The 16221-nt window shown below is 74.8% G+C and carries 15 protein-coding genes; 4 read left to right on the top strand and 11 right to left on the bottom strand.

The genetic code is table 11. The features are described 5' to 3' along the window. Positions 1 to 11 precede the first annotated feature (11 nt). A complete protein-coding gene (locus B079_RS0116605; protein WP_018546961.1) occupies positions 12 to 644 on the top strand; it encodes a DedA family protein in 633 nt (210 codons plus the stop codon). A 38-nt stretch (positions 645 to 682) separates the two neighbouring features. Here B079_RS0116605 and B079_RS0116610 read toward each other — a convergent pair whose 3' ends face one another. From B079_RS0116610 to B079_RS0116630, 5 genes are all read right to left on the bottom strand, one after another. Continuing rightward, positions 683 to 1777 (bottom strand): MBL fold metallo-hydrolase, encoded by a 1095-nt coding sequence (locus B079_RS0116610; protein ID WP_018546962.1) that lies wholly within the window; start codon positions 1775 to 1777, stop codon positions 683 to 685. Continuing rightward, positions 1774 to 3027 carry an aminotransferase class I/II-fold pyridoxal phosphate-dependent enzyme gene (locus B079_RS0116615; protein WP_018546963.1) on the bottom strand — a complete coding sequence of 418 codons (1254 nt, stop codon included), beginning with the start codon at positions 3025 to 3027 and terminating at the stop codon, positions 1774 to 1776. The genes B079_RS0116610 and B079_RS0116615 overlap by 4 nt, the downstream gene beginning before the upstream one ends. A gap of 149 nt (positions 3028 to 3176) precedes the next feature. Continuing rightward, positions 3177 to 3971 carry a hypothetical protein gene (locus B079_RS33300; protein ID WP_018546964.1) on the bottom strand — a complete coding sequence of 265 codons (795 nt, stop codon included), beginning with the start codon at positions 3969 to 3971 and terminating at the stop codon, positions 3177 to 3179. Between the two features lie 252 nt (positions 3972 to 4223). Then, positions 4224 to 4481, bottom strand: a complete 258-nt coding sequence (locus B079_RS0116625; protein WP_018546965.1) for a DUF6158 family protein — start codon at positions 4479 to 4481, stop codon at positions 4224 to 4226. A 97-nt stretch (positions 4482 to 4578) separates the two neighbouring features. Further along, a complete protein-coding gene (locus B079_RS0116630) occupies positions 4579 to 6198 on the bottom strand; it encodes an ATP-binding cassette domain-containing protein (protein ID WP_018546966.1) in 1620 nt (539 codons plus the stop codon). A 125-nt stretch (positions 6199 to 6323) separates the two neighbouring features. On the opposite strand from B079_RS0116630, the gene B079_RS0116635 reads away from it, so the two are divergent. After that, positions 6324 to 7820 (top strand): bifunctional phosphatase PAP2/diacylglycerol kinase family protein, encoded by a 1497-nt coding sequence (locus B079_RS0116635; RefSeq protein WP_018546967.1) that lies wholly within the window; start codon positions 6324 to 6326, stop codon positions 7818 to 7820. 132 nt (positions 7821 to 7952) lie between these two features. Continuing rightward, positions 7953 to 8780, top strand: coding sequence for a class I SAM-dependent methyltransferase (locus tag B079_RS0116640; RefSeq protein WP_018546968.1), 828 nt, complete (start codon positions 7953 to 7955; stop codon positions 8778 to 8780). Between the two features lie 28 nt (positions 8781 to 8808). On the opposite strand, the gene B079_RS0116645 is transcribed toward B079_RS0116640, so the two are convergent. Beyond that, positions 8809 to 10653: a transketolase gene (locus B079_RS0116645; protein WP_018546969.1), complete on the bottom strand. Its 1845-nt coding sequence runs from the start codon at positions 10651 to 10653 to the stop codon at positions 8809 to 8811. 271 nt (positions 10654 to 10924) lie between these two features. Here B079_RS0116645 and B079_RS0116650 point away from each other — a divergent pair, with 271 nt between their 5' ends. Then, entirely contained in the window at positions 10925 to 11272 is a 348-nt protein-coding gene (locus tag B079_RS0116650; RefSeq protein WP_018546970.1) for a VOC family protein, read from the top strand. Positions 11273 to 11328: 56 nt separating this feature from the next. Here B079_RS0116650 and B079_RS0116655 read toward each other — a convergent pair whose 3' ends face one another. The 5 genes from B079_RS0116655 to B079_RS0116675 are packed head-to-tail and all read right to left on the bottom strand — an operon-like array spanning position 11329 to position 16218. Next, the gene (locus B079_RS0116655) at positions 11329 to 11880 is read right to left on the bottom strand and encodes a GNAT family N-acetyltransferase (RefSeq protein WP_018546971.1); all 552 of its coding nucleotides are present in this window, start codon (positions 11878 to 11880) and stop codon (positions 11329 to 11331) included. 9 nt (positions 11881 to 11889) lie between these two features. Next, a complete protein-coding gene (locus B079_RS0116660) occupies positions 11890 to 12555 on the bottom strand; it encodes a hypothetical protein (RefSeq protein ID WP_018546972.1) in 666 nt (221 codons plus the stop codon). Continuing rightward, on the bottom strand, positions 12552 to 13295 hold the full coding sequence (locus tag B079_RS0116665; RefSeq protein ID WP_018546973.1) for a MerR family transcriptional regulator: 744 nt from the start codon (positions 13293 to 13295) through the stop codon (positions 12552 to 12554). The genes B079_RS0116660 and B079_RS0116665 overlap by 4 nt, the downstream gene beginning before the upstream one ends. Positions 13296 to 13333: 38 nt before the next feature. Next, a complete protein-coding gene (locus B079_RS0116670) occupies positions 13334 to 14257 on the bottom strand; it encodes a S66 peptidase family protein (RefSeq protein ID WP_018546974.1) in 924 nt (307 codons plus the stop codon). Then, positions 14254 to 16218, bottom strand: a complete 1965-nt coding sequence (locus B079_RS0116675) for a S9 family peptidase (RefSeq protein WP_018546975.1) — start codon at positions 16216 to 16218, stop codon at positions 14254 to 14256. Before B079_RS0116675 ends, B079_RS0116670 begins: the two co-directional genes overlap by 4 nt. Between the last annotated feature and the right edge of the window lie 3 nt (positions 16219 to 16221).

Below are 16221 nucleotides of genomic sequence, written 5' to 3' on the forward strand. Positions count from 1 at the left end.
GCCCGGCGGGCGTGACGCTGCTGGCGGCGGCCGTCCCTCAGGTCGTACCGCCCGAGTCCACCCAACAGGCTCTCGGCTACCCGTCGTTGTTCCTGCTCGTGCTCATCGGGGCGCTGGTGCCGGTGGTGCCGACGGGGGCGCTGGTCAGCTCGGCGGCGGTGGTCGCCTTCCATCAAACGGCGCCCTATTCCCTCGCGTTGGTCTTCGTGACGGCCTCGCTCGCGGCCTTCCTCGGGGACGCGGCGCTGTACTGGCTGGGGCTGCGCGGGCTGCGTTCGCAGAGCGGATCGCGCTGGCTCGAGGCGATACGCGACCGGGCCCCGGAGGACAAACTCACCGGCGCCCAGGAGAAGTTGGCGGACCACGGGGTCGCGGTGCTGGTGCTCTCCCGGCTGGTCCCGGCGGGCCGGATACCCGTGATGCTCGCCTGTCTGCTGGCGAAATGGCCGCTCCGGCGCTTCGCCCGGGGGAATCTGCCGGCCTGTCTGGCGTGGGCGGTGACGTACCAGCTGATCGGCATCCTGGGGGGCTCGCTGTTCCCCGAACCCTGGGAGGGCGTGGTGGCGGCGGTCGCGCTGACGGTGCTGGTCAGCGCGGTGCCAGGGGTGGTACGGCGGTTGCGGGGGCGGGTCAGGAGAAGCTGAGGGGGCTCTTGTACGGGGGTGCGGCCCCGGGGTGTGGGTCAGTCCAGCACCCGTGAGGCCCCGATCGGCAGGTCCCACAGGTCGTCCCGGTCGTACCCGGCCTTCTCCCAGGCGGTGCGCACCCGGGTGAGCGGTTCCAGGACCGGTTCCGCCGACAGGACGAAGGTCCCCCAGTGCATCGGCGCCATCCGCCGGGCGCCGAGGTCTTCGACGGCCTGGACGGCCTCCTCGGGGTCGCAGTGCACATCGCTGAGCCACCAGCGCGGGTCGTAGGCGCCGATCGGCATCAGGGCCAGGTCGATACCGGGGTAGCGGCGGCCGATCCGGCCGAACCAGTGGCCGTACCCGGTGTCCCCGGCGAAGTAGACGCGCTGTCCGTCGGGCGCGGTGAGCACCCAGCCGCCCCACAGGCTGTGGCAGGTGTCGGTGAGGGTGCGCTTGGACCAGTGGTGCGCGGGCACGAAGTCGAAGCGGACACCGTCGAGTTCGGCGCCCTCCCACCAGTCCAGCTCGGTGACGCGGGTGAACCGCCTTCTGCGGAACCAGCCTCCGAGCGCGGCGGGCACGAACATCGGTGTGTCGCGCGGGAGCAGGCGCAGCGTGGGGGCGTCCAGATGGTCGTAGTGGTTGTGGCTGATGACCACCGCGTCCACCGGGGGCAGCGCCTCCCAGGGGACGCCGACCGGGGTGACGCGGGCGGGTGTGCCGAGGATGCGGCGCGACCACACCGGGTCGGTGAGCACGGTCAGACCGCCCACCTGGACGACCCAACTGGCGTGCCCCACCCAGGATGCCGCGACGGTGGTGGCGCCCACGAGGGGCAACGGGCCGGGTTCGTAAGGGAGTCGGGGGATGTCGGCCAGGCCCTCGGGGTCGGGGCGTATGGCGCCCTCGCGGGCGAAGCGGGCCATGGCCTTCAGGCCGGGCAGCGGCGCGGTGAGCCGGTCGTGGAAGGTGCGCGGCCACACCCGCCGCTCACCGAGCGGACGCGGCTCCGCGAGCGGCGGGAAGGCGGGCGGTGGCGGGGACTTGGGCACCCCGCTCACGGGGAGGGCGGTGGTCGTGCCGACGGTCGCGCTGGTCGCTTCGGGGGTCGTGGTGGTGGACCCGGGCTCGTGCGTCTGTTGCGTCATCGAGGATGCTCCCATCGCTGAGCGTCGTCACGGAGATCGTCGAAGACCGACCCCAAGGACATCAACGCGCGTTGCACATGCGGCAGTTCCGTCGGCGTGGGTGAGGTGAGGCTTTCGATGCGTTCCGCGTCGGTCGTGCCGGTCAGGGAGCCGGTGGCGAGCCGTACCCGCAGCGCGCCGAGGTCGTCGCCGAAACGGTGGCCGCCCGGGGCGGGCATCGGCAGCCGGGCGGTGAGACAGTCCTCCAGTTCCTGGGCGTCGCCGACACCCCGCGCGGCCAGCGCCTCGCGCAGCGGCCCGAGGTCGGCGTACAGCTGGCGGCCCGCCTGCGGCGGCCGGGCGAGCGCGCCGCCCGCCACGACCACGTGCCGTACGGCGGCGGCCAGCCGCGCGTGCAGCCGTACGGCGGCCTCGCGGCGGGCGGTGACGGGCTCGGGCTCGTCGAGCGCGTAGCGCGCGGCCTCCGCCACGGGCGCGGCGACATGGGCGCCGAGCGCGGTGAGCGCGTCCAGCACCCGCGCGTGCAGCCCCTCCCCCGCGGGTCCGGCGGGGAAGCGGGCGACGGCGGCGGGCCAGCCGGACGGGAGCAGGGCACCGGCCAGGTCGCTGACGACGGTCACCCGGTCGGGCAGCATCTCGGCGGGGCTGAGCAGCACGGTCTCGTGCGGGGCGTGCAGGGTGTCGCGCCAGGTCTCGTCGCTGACCAGGTGCAGCCCCTCGGCGACCGCCGCCTCGACCGTCTCGTACAGCGGCTCGGGCGGGGTGACGGTGCCGGTCGGGTCGTCCGCGACGGAGAGCACGAGGAGCCGGGGGTCACCGCCCTCGGCCCGTACCCGGCGGACGGTCTCCAGCAGGGCGTACGAGTCCGGTACGCCCCCGCTCTCGGGCGGCACCGGCACATGGAAGACGCGTCTGCCGAGCAGCCGGGCACACGGCTCCCACCAGGCGGCGTGCGGGCGGGGTACGAGCACGTCGCCGCCGTCGGCCGCGAGCGCGGCGGTGATCGCGAGCAGCAGCGCGGGGGCGCCGGGGGCGGCGGCCACCTGGTCGGGGACGGTGGGCAGCGCGCGGCGGGTCCAGTAGCCGCAGGCGGCCTCCAGGAGGCCGGGGGCGCCCCCTACGGGCTGGGCGGGGGCGCGGTCGGCGGCGGCCAGGCGCGCGGCGAGTTCGGGCAGCACCGGCAGACCGTCGCCGGGCAGGGACGGGCCGTAGCGGACGGGGCCGTGGCCCTCGGTCTCCGTCGGTCGCATCGTCGCCTCCGCGCTGGGTGTGCTCGTTGCCGCTCACTCGCCTGGTGCCGTGTGACCCGTGTGCCGGTAGTGCCCTCGGTGTGGTGTGTACCCGGCGATCGACGCGACATGGCTGCCGGTCCGGGTTGCCCTGGTCACAGCGCGGGGCGTCAGACGTCGGACGGACGCCGTCGCCTGCGGGACAGATACGGCGCGCCGATCCGGTGCAGGGCGGCGGCGCACGCGGCGGCGATCAGCACGCCGCCCGCGACCAGCAGCGGGACGGAGCCGTCGAAGGAACCACCGGTCCCGGCGTCCACGCCGTGCTGGACGGTGGGCGGGCGGTCGCCGGTGTCACCGGTGCCGTCAGTGCCGCCGGTGTCGTGGCCGCTGCCGCTGCCGGTGCCGGGGCGGTCGCCGGTGCCGCTCCCGGTGCCGTTGCCGTTGCCGCTCCCGGTGTCCGGGCGGTCGCCCGTGCCGCTGCCCGTGCCCTCGCCGGTACCGGGGCGGTCCCCCGTGCCACTGCCGCTGTCCCGCCCCGGGGTCTGCCCCGTCCCGGGGTCGGCCTTGCCGGGCGCCGGGGAGCGGCCCTCACCGGTACCGGGCGCCTGGGAGCGGGCCGCGCCGGTGCCGCTGCCGGACCCCGCGTCCGTGCCCGGCGTGTCCCGGGCCCGGTCCGGCACTCCGGGCGCGAGCTGCTGGTCCGCCCCGTCGGGCGCGTCGGGCACGTCGGACGCGCCCTCGCAGTCCCCGGCGCTGTCCTCGGGGGCGTCCCCGAGGTCGTCGTCGGGGAGGTCCCCGGAATCGTCCTCGGGGATCTCCGCGCGCGGCACGGCAGGGGTGTCACACGCGGCGGCGGCCCGCGCGGCGGGCGCGTCCGCGCCCCACCCGGAGGCGAAGGCCGCGGTCGGGCCGGTTATGACGAGCACGGTGGCGGCCGTGAGGGCGCGGGCTGTGCGGTGCATGGGGCGGGCTCCTCGGCGGGGCGGCGATGACGGCCGACGCCTGTCGGCAACCGGTACCGCGCCGGTCGTCGGCCCGTCTGCGGGACACGGCTCTCGTGCCCTCGCTTGCCATCACAGCCCGCCGCACGCCGCACCGCGCGCGGCCGGACCCCATTCGCGGGACGCGAACACCCGTGCGGGTGATGCGGGCAGCCCGAAACGGGGCTCTCCCCAGGTCCCCTGAGGTCCCGGGCATCCCCTGCTCAAGTCGCGTCAGGTCCCGGCCGTCCCCGGCGCCGCCGCCTCGCCGCAGCCCCGCTCGCGGGCCCCCTCGCGGGTGCGCCCCGCGCTGACCAGGCGGCGCGGGTTGCGGCGCAGATACTCGCCCTCCAGCTGCGCCATGCGTTCGTTGTGGGCGCGCAGCGCGTCGTTCGAGCCGTACAGGAGCGTGTCGTGGCGTGTGCGGTGGATGGTCTCCAGCTCCTTCATGAGCTGCTGATCGTCCAGCCGGCTGGGGTCGACTCCGGTCATGGTGGTACCCCGCTCGTCGTGTCCGCGTTCCCTGCGTCCACTGTACGAACATCCGGACCGGCGGGCCTCCGCGCCCGGAGCGGGGGTCGTGCGGGGCTCAGCGCACGCGGTCCACCCGGCGTTCGTCCCACACGGGCTCCGGGGTCTCCCGGACCCGGCCGTCGGTGCCGAAGACCAGGAAGCGGTCGAAGGAGCGGGCGAACCAGCGGTCGTGGGTGACCGCGAGGACGGTGCCCTCGAACGCCTCCAGGCCCTCCTGCAGCGCCTCGGCGGACTCCAGGTCGAGGTTGTCGGTGGGCTCGTCGAGCAGCAGGGCGGTGACTCCGGCGAGTTCGAGGAGCAGGATCTGGAAGCGGGCCTGCTGGCCGCCGGAGAGCCGGTCGAAGGGCTGCTCGGCCTGCGCGGTCAGCTCGTAGCGCCGCAGCCGGGACATCGCCGCGCCCCGGTCCTGGGCGTGTTCCTTCCAGAGGATGTCGAGCAGCGGACGGCCTTGCAGCTCGGGGTGGGCGTGGGTCTGCGCGAAGTGGCCGGGTACGACGCGGGCGCCGAGCTTGAAGGCGCCGGTGTGCGCCACGTCCTGGCCCGCGAGCAGGCGCAGGAAGTGGGACTTGCCCGAGCCGTTGGAGCCGAGCACCGCGACGCGTTCGCCGTAGAACACCTCCAGGTCGAACGGCCGCATCAGACCGGTGAGTTCGAGCCCTTCGCAGGTCACGGCGCGGACGCCGGTGCGGCCACCGCGCAGCCGCATGGTGATGTTCTGCTCGCGCGGCGGCTCCGGGGGCGGTCCCACCTCCTCGAACTTGCGCAGCCGGGTCTGCGCGGCGGCGTACCGCGAGGCCATCTCATGGCTGACGGCGGCGGCTTGGCGGAGGTTCAGGACCAACTTCTTGAGCTGGGCGTGCTTCTCGTCCCAGCGGCGGCGCAACTCCTCGAAACGGGCGAAGCGTTCACGGCGGGCCTCGTGATAGGTGGCGAAGCCGTCGCCGTGCACCCAGGCGTCGGCCCCGGCGGGCCCTGGCTCGACGGAGACGATCTTCTCGGCGGCGCGGGCGAGGAGTTCGCGGTCGTGGGAGACGAACAGGACGGTCTTGCGGGTCTCCCCCAGCTGCTGTTCCAGCCAGCGCTTGCCGGGCACGTCCAGGTAGTTGTCCGGCTCGTCGAGCAGCAGCACCTCGTCGGGGCCGCGCAGCAGCGCCTCCAGGACGAGCCGCTTCTGCTCACCGCCGGACAGGGTGCGCACCAGGCGCCACTGGGCCGTGTCGTACGGCATCCCGAGCGCGGCCATGGTGCACATGTCCCACATGGTCTCGGACTCGTACCCGCGCACCTCGGCCCAGTCGGCGAGCGCCTGCGCGTAGGCGAGCTGGGCGGCCTCGTCGTCGACCGTCATGATCGCGTGCTCGGCCTCGTCCACCGCCTTCGCGGCCGTGCGGATGCCGGGCGGGGCGACGGAGACCAGCAGGTCGCGCACGGTCGTCTCGTCCCGTACGGAGCCGACGAACTGGCGCATCACGCCGAGGCCGCCGCCGACGGTGACCGTGCCGCCGTGCGGCTTCAGTTCACCGGAGATCAGCCGCAGCAGGGTGGTCTTGCCCGCGCCGTTCGGCCCGACCAGGGCCACCACGGCGCCCTCTCCGACCCGGAAGGAGACGTCGCCGAGCAGCGTCCTCCCGTCGGGGAGGTGGTACTCGAGATGCGCGGCTTCCAGGTGTCCCATGCGGCGCATTCTCCGGTGGCGCGACAGCGGCACGCAAACTCGTTTCCCGTGGTCGGCGGCGGGGCCCGCGCCCCGACGGCCCACATCCCGCACAAGGAAGCCCCGCTTCGGGGTAGTCGGACGCCATGAGCCCTGATGTCGACCTGACCGCCGTCCCCGTCCCCGGCCGCTCGGTGCTGCGGCGGCTGCTCGCCGCCGACGCCCGGCTGTTCGAGGTGGCCGCCGAACGGAACTGGCCCGGCGCCGAGCGCGTCCTGCCGAAGCTGAGCCGAACGGCGAACCACGGAGTGCTGTGGTTCGCCGCGGGCGCCGCCATCGCCGCGACCCGCACCCCGCGCGCCCGCCGGGCCGCGGTGCGCGGCATGGCCTCGCTCGGTCTTGCCTCGCTGACCATCAACACCCTCGGCAAGCGCTCGGTGCGCAGGCCGCGCCCGGTGATCGCGCCGGTTCCAGCGGTCCGGCGGCTGAAGCGGCAGCCGATCACCACGTCGTTCCCCTCGGGCCACGCCGCCTCGGCCGCCGCCTTCGCGACCGGGGTCGCGCTGGAGTCCCCGGCGTGGGGCGCGGCGGTGGCGCCGATCGCGTTCTCGGTGGCGATGTCCCGGGTGTACACGGGCGTCCACTTCCCGAGCGACGTGCTGGCCGGTGCGGCGCTCGGGGTGGGCGCCGCCTTCGCCGTACGGGCCCTGGTGCAGACCCGTGCCCAGGCGCGGCCCACCGCACGGCCGTCCGCCGACGCCCCGGCGCTGCCGGAGGGCGAGGGGCTGGTGATGGTGGCCAACCAGGCGTCCGGTACCGCCGACCGGGTGAGTGTGCTGCGTACGGCGCTTCCGGGCGCCGAGATCGTCGAGTGCGCGCCGCAGGACGTGGTCGCGGAGCTGGAGAAGGCGGCGGCCCGGGCCCGGGTGCTCGGGGTGTGCGGCGGCGACGGCACGGTGAACGCGGCGGCGGAGATCGCCCTGCGGCGCGGGCTGCCCCTCGCGGTGCTGCCCGGCGGCACCCTCAACCACTTCGCCTACGACCTCGGCGTGGAGGACGAGCGCGATCTGGCCGACGCCCTGCGCGAGGGCGAGGCGGTCCGGGTGGACGTGGGCCGCTTCACCACCGACACCGGCTCGGGCGTCTTCCTCAACACGCTCAGCCTCGGGGTCTACCCGGAGCTGGTGCGCGAGCGGGAGCACTGGTCGCCCCGGATCGGCGGCTGGGCCGCGGGGGTCCTCGCCGCGCTGCGGGTGCTGCGCGCGGACTGCCATCCGCTGGAGGTGGAGGCGGCCGGGCGGCGCCGGGCGCTGTGGATGCTGTTCGTCGGCAACGGCGTCTACCACCGCCGGGGTCTCGGAGCGGGCCGCCGTACGGACCTGTCGGACGGGCGGCTCGACGTGCGGGTGGTGAACGGCAGCGGCCACCCGGCGCTGCGGCTGCTCACGGCGGCCGTCGCGGGCCCGCTCACCCGCTCCCCCTCCCACGCGGCCGTCCAGCTCGCCCGGCTGCGCCTGTCCGGCATCGCACCCGGCACCCCGCTGGCCTACGACGGCGAGGTGACCCCGGTCGGCGGCCGGATGACGCTGGAGGTGCTGCCCCGCGCCCTGACGGTCTACAGCCCCGGCGCCACCGTGAACTGACACTCAGTCAGTCCGTATGGTGAAACGCGGGTCTCACGATACGGCGCCCGGGCGTAGCGTTCGGTCCAGCACGGCCACGGTGTCCGCAACGGGCCCGTGGCCGGACCGTCGAGCGGTGAGGGAGATCCGGCCATGCCGAAACCGCGGGAGACCGCCGTCTACACGCACGGGCACCACGAGTCCGTACTGCGCTCGCACACCTGGCGGACGGCCGCCAACTCGGCGGCATATCTGCTGGGTTCACTGAAGCCGCACATGAACGTCCTGGACATCGGCTGCGGTCCGGGCACCATCACCGCCGACCTGGCCGCGCTGGTCCCGGACGGCCGGGTGACCGGGGTCGACCGCGCGCCCGGGATCCTGGAGCAGGCCCGTGCGACGGCGGCCGAACGCGGCCTCACCAACACCGAGTTCGCGGTGGGGGACGTGCACGCCCTGGACTTCCCGGACGACACCTTCTGCGTGGTCCACGCCCACCAGGTGCTCCAGCACGTGGGCGATCCGGTGCGGGCGCTGCGCGAGATGGTCCGGGTGACCCGGCCGGGCGGGATCGTCGCGGTGCGCGACGCGGACTACGCGGCCATGACCTGGTACCCGGCGGTGGACGGGCTGGACGACTGGCTGGACCTGTACGAGCGGGTCGCCCGGGCCAACGGCGGCGAGCCGGACGCCGGGCGGCGGCTGAAGAGCTGGGCGCTGGCGGCCGGGCTGCGGGACATCACGGCGACCTCCGGCACCTGGACGTTCGCCACCGCCGAGGAACGGGCCTGGTGGAGCGGGCTGTGGGCGGACCGCACGCTGGCCTCGGCGTACGCGGACCGGGCCGTCGGGGGCGGCCACGCGAGCGCGGAGGAGCTGCGGGCGGTGTCGCGGGCGTGGCGGGAGTGGGGGCGGCGGGAGGACGGCTGGTTCGCGGTGCTGCACGGGGAGATCCTGTGCCGGAAGGAACCCCGGGACTGAACCGGCCGTCCCCCGCTCCCGACGCCCCTCAGCTCACCATCGCCTCCTCCACCAGCAGCTTCGCCGTGGCCGTGATGTTCGCGGCGTCGATCCCGGCCGCGTGCAGCTGTTCCTCGGGCGTGGCGGAACCCGGCATCGTGCGCACCGCGAGCCGGACCAGGCGGGGCACCGGGCGGCCGTCGGTGAAGGCCTCCACCACGGCGTCCCCGATGCCGCCCTCCTCGCGGTGGTCCTCCACGGTCACCAGGCAGCCGGTGTCCTCGGCGGCCCGGCGCAGGGTCTCCACGTCCACCGGCTTGACCGAGTACAGGTCGATGACGCGGACCCGGACGCCGTCCTCGGCGAGCCGGTCGGCGGCGGTCAGCGCCTCGGGCACGGTGACCCCGGCGGCGACGATGGTCAGCCGGTCCTCGGCGCTGGAGCGCAGCACCTTGCTGCCGCCGATGGGGAACTCCTCGTCGGGGCCGTAGATCACCGGGGTCTTGCCGCGCGAGGTGCGCAGATAGCGGATGTCCTTCAGGTCGGCCATGGCGGCGGTGAGCCGGGCGGTCTGGTTGGCGTCGCACGGGTAGAGCACCGTGGAGCCGTAGACGGACCGGAACATCGCCAGGTCCTCCAGGCCCATCTGCGAGGGGCCGTCCTCGCCGATGGCGACGCCCGCGTGCGAGCCGACCAGGTTGATCCCGGAGCCGCTGATCGCGGCCATGCGCACGAAGTCGTAGGCGCGGGTCAGGAAGGCCGCGAAGGTGGCGGCGTAGGGCAGCCAGCCGCGGGAGGCGATGCCGACGGCGGAGGCGACCATCTGCTGTTCCGCGATGTACGTCTCGAAGAAGCGGTCCGGGTGTTCCTTGGCGAACTGCTCGGTGCGGGTGGAGTCGCCGACCTCGCCGTCCAGGACGACCACGTCGCCGCGCGCGGTGCCGAGCGCGGCGAGGGCGCCGCCGAAGGCGTCCCGGGTGGCGACCTCGTCGCCCACGTTCCAGCGCGGCAGGCTCAGCGGCTCGGTGGCGATGCGGCGCGGGGCCCCGGCGGGCGGCTCGGCGACCCGGACGCGCGCGTCGCGACGGCCGCCCAGCTCCTCGATCGCCTCGTCGGCGTCGGGCAGCGGCTTGCCGTGCTGGCCCTCGCGGTCCTCGACGGCGGCGACGCCCTTGCCCTTGAGGGTGCGGGCGAGGATCGCGGTGGGCTGCCCGGTGGTCGACAGGGCCTCGCCGTAGGCACGGTCGATGGCGTCCACGTCGTGCCCGTCGACCTCGATCGTGTGCCAGCCGAAGCCCTGGAAGCGGCGGGCGTAGGCGTCCAGGTCGTGGCCGTGCCGGGTGGGGCCGCGCTGGCCGAGCCGGTTCACGTCCACGATGACGGTGAGGTTGTCCAGGTGCTCGTACGCGGCGGTCTCGGCGGCCTCCCACACGGAGCCCTCGGCCATCTCGCTGTCCCCGCACAGCACCCATACGCGGCTGTCGGAGTGGTCCAGGCGCTTGCCCGCGAGGGCGATGCCGACGCCGACGGGCAGGCCCTGGCCGAGCGAGCCGGTGGCGGTCTCCACCCAGGGCAGCCGGCGCGGGGTCGGGTGGCCCTCCAGGCGGCTGCCGAGCCTGCGGAAGGTGAGCAGCTCGCCGTCGTCGATGGCCCCGGCGGCCTTGTACGCGGAGTACAGCAGCGGGGAGGCGTGGCCCTTGGAGAGGACGAAGCGGTCGTTGGCGGGGTTGTCCGGGCGCTCGAAGTCGTAGCGGAGGTGGTGCGCGAGCAGGACGGCCATCAGGTCCGCGGCCGACATGGAGGAGGTCGGGTGACCGGAGTTCGCGGCCTGCGCGGCCCGTACGCTGTCCACCCGCAACTGCTGTCCGAGTGCGGCGAGTTCTGCGGTGTTCATGAGTCTCCTTCCGTGGGGTCCGAGACGGTCGGACGGCGTCCGGGACCGGGGCCGCCGCCTACGGTCACCGTGCGTGAGCGCAGGGTGTGCGGCCCGTCCGACCTCCTCCGCGTATCCGGAGGGGCGCCGGGCAAACGCCCCGCGGGTCATCCGGGTGACGGCCGCTGCCCGGGCGCCCTCGAAGGCGACGGCCTGCGCGGGCCGGGGACAGCCTGTGCGGGCCGGGGGGACCGCCTGTGCGGGCCGGGTCGTCCCAACTAGGCTCGTCCGTATGGAGATTCTGGGCGCCACACTGCGCATCTGCGTCGACGACCTCGAGACCACGATCCCGTTCTACGAGCGGCTGACGGGCACCCGGGCGCACCGGTTCGGGCGGGGCGGGGTGCAGGCCGCGGCGATCGGCTCGTTCCTGCTGATGAGCGGGCCGGAGGCCGAGCTGGAGGTGCTGCGCAAGGTGACGGCGACCATCGCGGTGAAGGACGTGGACGAGGCCCACCGGCAGCTCACGGAGCTGGGCGCGCGCGTGGTCGCGGGTCCGCTGGCGACCCCGGCGGGCCGGAACCTGCTCGCGGTGCACCCGGACGGCTCGGTCTTCGAGTACGTCGACCAGCCGGGCTGAGCGGGGCGCCCCGACGAGGTGCGGACGCCGGTGTCGGCTCTGGCCCGTATCGGTCGTCAGCCCCCGGCCCGCATCTCGGTCGTCAGCGCCCAGCGTTCATGGTCGCGCCACTCGCCGCCGACCTGGATCATCTTCGGCGAGAAGCCCTCGAGCCGGAACCCCGCGCCCCGCGCGAGCGCGATCGACGCGGTGTTCCCGGGCTGGACGTTGATCTCCAGCCGGTGCAGACCGAGCGCCCCGAAGGCGTACCCGATCACCACCTCCAGCGCCTCCCGCATCAGCCCCCGTCCGGCGGCGTGCGCGAAGGCGCCGTACCCGAGCGCGCCGCACTGGAAGCCGCCCCGCACGATGTTGTTGATGTTGACGAACCCGGCGATGTCCCCGGAGCCCTTCTCGCAGACCAGGAATCCGGCCCGCGCCGGGCTGTCGATCAGCTGGGCGGCGTACTCCGCGTAGGCGGCCTCACTGTCGGGCAGCACCAGCCACGGCGCGTGCAGGTCCTTGCTCTCCCGCACCCGCCGGACGAACTCCTCGCCGTCCTCCCTCCGGAACCGCCGGACGGCGACGCGGGGACCTTCGGCGAGGTGGTGACGCGAACTGTGCGGCATCGGCCCAGCTTAAGCTCGACCGCCCGGCCCTTCGACGGAGTCGGCCGCGCGATCCCGGGTGAGGGCGAGGACCAGCGCACGCGGATCGTCCGCGTGGAACCTGAGGGTGCGCACCCGGCCCCGCTTACCCAACGGGCGGACGTACGGCACCGGTTCGGCCAGCTCCACCGTCACCGTGGTCTGGCCGCCCACCGAGAGGTCCAGCTCCCCGGCCGGGCCGACGCACAGCAGGCCCCGGCCCGGACAACGCCGGTCGACGCGCGCGCAGGCGATGGCGTCGGCCGGGACGTGGAGGTCGAACAGCACGCCGTACCGTACGCGCAGCGAGCCGTCCGGGCCGACGAGGTGCGGCCGGGTCACGCAGGCCGCGTGCAGCGCGAGGACCAGCACGATCCCGTACACGTCGAGCACGAGCAGGATGCGGTGGACCAGTGGCCAGGGGATCAGCAGGGCGAGCATGACGGTCTCCACGACCGAGACGAAGAGCAGGCCGTACACCATGGCCGTCTGGGGCTCGGTGTAGGGGACGGCCAGGGCGCCGTCGGGGACCTGGCGGCGGCGCAGGGTCCAGAGCGCGAGGGCGTACAGGGCGCGGACCTCGTGCGCGACGATCCGGCGTACGGGCGTGGGGACCAGTCCGGCGAGGGCCGCGGCCCGTCGGGCGCGGGTGGTCATGCTCCGCTCCGCTCGATCCGGGCGGCCAGGTCGGTCATCACCCGGCGTACCACCTCGGCCTGGGCCGGTGGGTAGTCGGCGAGCAGCGCCTCGCCGAAGCCGGGGTTCGACCGGCCCGGTCCCGCCGGGATCGCGGCGACGACCTCGTCGGGCACGGCGGCGGCCATGTCCTCGGCCAGGGCCGCGATCCGGGGGTCGTCCGGCGCCGCGTCCTCCAGTGCGTCCAGCCGCTCGTACAGCCCGAGCAGCGCCGGGTCCTCGGACAGCGGGAACAGGGCGTCGTACACCGCCTCGCCGCCCGCCACCGTCTCCAGCAGGGCCAGGTGTTCGCGGTCCTTGGCGGCGGAGGGCGACGTGGTCGCGGGGGCGGCGCGCAGCAGGGCGGAGAGGGCGGGTGAGAGCGGGGCGTCCGGGGTGAGGGGGCCCGCCAGGAGGTCGGCCAGGACCTCGCGGCGCCGCCGGATCTCCTGTTCCTGGCGGGCCAGGTCGGCGTCCAGTTCCCGCAGCACCTCGGCCAGTTCGCGCCCGGCGTCGTCCGCGAGCACGTCCCGCACCTCGTCCAGCGAGAGGCCCAGTTCGGTCAGCCTGCGGATGCGGGCCAGCAGCACGGCGTGCCGCAGGGTGTAGGAGCGGTAGCCGTTGGCCCGCCGGACCGGCTCGGGCAGCAGGCCGATGTGGTGGTAGTGCCGCACGGCTCGGGTGGTGACTCCGACGAGCGCGGCGATCTCTCCGATGCGCATGCGGCCAGTAAAAACGTTGACGTCGCGGCAGGGTCAACTCATCGCAGCGCCGGTTCCGCCAAGGTCAGCGTGCCCTGGTCCGCGTCGAGTTCGGCCGTCACCCCGAACGGGATCGTCAGCGCGTCCGCGCCGTGCCCGAAGCCGAACTCCTCGGCGACGGGCACCCCGAGGGGGCCGAGCCGGTCGGCGAGCAGGGGGCGGACCCGGTCGTAGGGGTCGCACTTCTCCCAGGAGCCGAGGAGGACGCCGCGCACCCCCTCCAGCCAGTCGGAGCGCAGGAGTTGGGTGAGGTAGCGGTCGAGGCGGTACGTCTCCTCGCCCACGTCCTCCAGGCAGAGCAGGCCGCCGTGGGCCGAGGGGCGGGCGTGCGGGGTGCCGAGTTCGGCGGCGAGCAGGGAGAGACAGCCGCCCAGGGTGACACCGTGGGCCCGGCCGGGGACCAGGGCGCCGCCGCCCGAGGCGATGACCTGGACCTTCTCCGGGGCGAGCAGGGTGAGCCGCAGGTGGTCGCGGGCGCGCTCGCTGCCGATGAAGTCGATCCCGGCCGCCATCGGGCCGTGCAGGGTGACCAGGCCGAGCCGGGTGGCGATGGCCTCGTGCAGCACGGTGATGTCGCTGAAGCCGACGAACACCTTCGGCCCGGCCGCCCGCATCGCCTCCCAGTCGAGCAGGTCGACCATGCGCTGGACGCCGTAGCCGCCGCGCGCGCAGAGCACGGCGTCCACGGAGGGGTCGCACCAGGCGCGCTGGAAGTCGGCGGCGCGGTCGGCGTCGGTGCCCGCGAGATAGGCGAACTCGTCGTGCCGGTCCAGGACATGGGGCGCGACGACCGGCTCGAGGCCCCAGTCGCGCAGCACGTCCAGGCCCGCGCGCAGCCGTTCGCCGGGCACCGGCCCGCTGGGCGCGACCACGGCGATGCGGGCTCCGGGGGCGAGCCGGGCGGGGCGTACCAGTTCTCTCATCCGTGCAGCTCCAGCTTCGGTACGTCCGTCACGTCCAGTCCGAACACCTGGGCGTACAGGGAGAGTTCGGCTTCCAGGGCGCGTACGAGGGTGTCGGTACGGCGGAAGCCGTGGCCCTCGCCCTCGAAGGTGAGGTAGGCGTGCGGGACGCCCCGGCCCGCGAGTTCGGCGAGCAGGTGCTCGCACTGGGCGGGCGGGCAGATCACGTCGTCCAGGCCCTGGAGCAGCAGGAACGGAGCGGTGAGCCGGTCGGCGCGGGTGACGGGCGAGCGCTCGGCGTACCGCTCGGGCACCTCCTGGAGCGGTCCGACCAGCGACTCCAGATAGCGCGACTCGAAGTCGTGGGTGTCGCCGGGGCCCCAGGTGGCGAGGTCGAGAATGGGGTAGCTGATCGTGCCGCAGGCGTAGACGTCGGTGCCGGTCAGCGAGGCGGCGGCGGTCCAGCCGCCCGCGCTGCCGCCCCGGATCGCGAGCCGGTCCCGGTCGGCGGCGCCCTCCTCCGCGAGGCCGAGGGCGACGGCCGCGCAGTCCTCGACGTCGACCACGCCCCACTGTTCGCGCAGCCGCTCGCGGTAGGCGCGGCCATAACCGGTGGAGCCGCCGTAGTTGACCTCGGCGACGCCGATGCCGCGCGAGGTGAAGTAGGCGATGTCGAGGTCCAGGACGAGCGGCACCCGGCTGGTGGGACCGCCGTGCGCCCAGATCACGTAGGGCGGCAACTCGCCGTCGGGGGCGCTCCGTTCGGGGTGGTGCGGCGGATAGACGTGGGCGTGCACCTCGCGGCCACCGGGCCCGGTGAAGACGCGGGCCCGCGGCTCGGGGTAGTAGGCGGGGTCCACGGGGTCGTGGTGGCGGGCGCCCACGGCGCGGGCCCGCCCGGTGACGGTGTCCAGCTCGACGACCTCGTACCCGCGGTGCGGACCGGCACCGACGGCGACGACTCTCGCGCCGTGCGCGGCCAGGGTCGAGGCGTACTCGGTCCAGGGTCCGGCGGCGTCGGCCACCTCGCCGGACTCGGGGTCGAGTATCCCGAGCACGGCGGCACCGCGCCCGTGCAGCACCGCGATCAGCCCGCTGTCCAGCGGCGCGAACCAGCGCAGGCCCAGCTTCCACAGCGGGCCGCCGAACTCCTCCGCGCGCGGGCACAGCGGGGTGCCGTCCCGGTAGAGGTTCCACCAGCCGTCGCGGTCACTGGCGTACAGCAGCCGCCCGTCGGCGGACCACTCCACCTGGGTCACGGACTCCTCGGGCCCGCCCGCGACGACTTCGGGCTCGCCCAGCGTTCCGTCGTCCCCGACCTCCGCGACGAGGAGTTCGGTGCCCTCCCACGGCATCCGGGGATGGTCCCAGCCGAGCCACGCGGCCCGCCGCCCGTCCGGCGACAGCCGGGCTCCGGTGACGAACCGGTGCCGCTCCGGGGCGAGTTCGCGTACGGCCGTACGGTCCTCGGCGGCCGAGCCGTCCAGCGGTACGGCCACCAGGACGCGGCGCAGGTCGCCCGGCCCCTCGCCGGTGAACTCCTCCAGGACGCACCAGACTTCGCCCCGGGCGAGGTCGATGCGCGGCTCGGCCCAGCGCAGCCCGCCGCCGACCGGGGAGAGCGGGGTCAACGGGCGCGGCTCGGCGCCGGGTTCACGGAGGTAGAGCCGCTGGTCGGCGAAGTGGGTGAAGACGAGCAGGGGGTGACCGCCGTGGGGTACGGCGTCCCAGGGACGGCCGCCGTACTCGATGACGCGGTTGCGCACGTTCCACGGCGCGGGCAGCACCGTCTCCTCGGTGCCGTCGGCCGTGCGCCGGACGAGGGTGCGGCGGCCTCCCTCGGCGGGCCGGGGCTCGGTCCACCACACCTCGTCGCCGACGAACCCGGCCCACTCCGGGTGCCCGTCGTGCGCGGCGGCCAGGGCCGCGTCGACGGGCGAGGGCCAACTGCCGTACGCCTGCTCGATCATGTCCTCCCCCATCCG

The sequence above is a fragment of the Streptomyces sp. LaPpAH-108 genome (genome assembly GCF_000373625.1).
Lineage (GTDB): Bacteria > Actinomycetota > Actinomycetes > Streptomycetales > Streptomycetaceae > Streptomyces.

Bases quoted from the DNA above. Each gene is read 5' to 3' on its own strand.
- B079_RS0116630 (WP_018546966.1), bottom strand. From the start codon at position 6,198: ATGGGACACCTGGAAGCCGCGCATCTCGAGTACCACCTCCCCGACGGG.
- B079_RS0116640 (WP_018546968.1), top strand. From the start codon at position 7,953: ATGCCGAAACCGCGGGAGACCGCCGTCTACACGCACGGGCACCACGAG.
- B079_RS0116670 (WP_018546974.1), bottom strand. From the start codon at position 14,257: ATGAGAGAACTGGTACGCCCCGCCCGGCTCGCCCCCGGAGCCCGCATC.
- B079_RS0116655 (WP_018546971.1), bottom strand. From the start codon at position 11,880: ATGCCGCACAGTTCGCGTCACCACCTCGCCGAAGGTCCCCGCGTCGCC.
- B079_RS0116675 (WP_018546975.1), bottom strand. From the start codon at position 16,218: ATGGGGGAGGACATGATCGAGCAGGCGTACGGCAGTTGGCCCTCGCCC.
- B079_RS0116650 (WP_018546970.1), top strand. From the start codon at position 10,925: ATGGAGATTCTGGGCGCCACACTGCGCATCTGCGTCGACGACCTCGAG.
- B079_RS0116660 (WP_018546972.1), bottom strand. From the start codon at position 12,555: ATGACCACCCGCGCCCGACGGGCCGCGGCCCTCGCCGGACTGGTCCCC.
- B079_RS0116625 (WP_018546965.1), bottom strand. From the start codon at position 4,481: ATGACCGGAGTCGACCCCAGCCGGCTGGACGATCAGCAGCTCATGAAG.
- B079_RS33300 (WP_018546964.1), bottom strand. From the start codon at position 3,971: ATGCACCGCACAGCCCGCGCCCTCACGGCCGCCACCGTGCTCGTCATA.
- B079_RS0116665 (WP_018546973.1), bottom strand. From the start codon at position 13,295: ATGCGCATCGGAGAGATCGCCGCGCTCGTCGGAGTCACCACCCGAGCC.
- B079_RS0116645 (WP_018546969.1), bottom strand. From the start codon at position 10,653: ATGAACACCGCAGAACTCGCCGCACTCGGACAGCAGTTGCGGGTGGAC.
- B079_RS0116635 (WP_018546967.1), top strand. From the start codon at position 6,324: ATGAGCCCTGATGTCGACCTGACCGCCGTCCCCGTCCCCGGCCGCTCG.
- B079_RS0116615 (WP_018546963.1), bottom strand. From the start codon at position 3,027: ATGCGACCGACGGAGACCGAGGGCCACGGCCCCGTCCGCTACGGCCCG.
- B079_RS0116610 (WP_018546962.1), bottom strand. From the start codon at position 1,777: ATGACGCAACAGACGCACGAGCCCGGGTCCACCACCACGACCCCCGAA.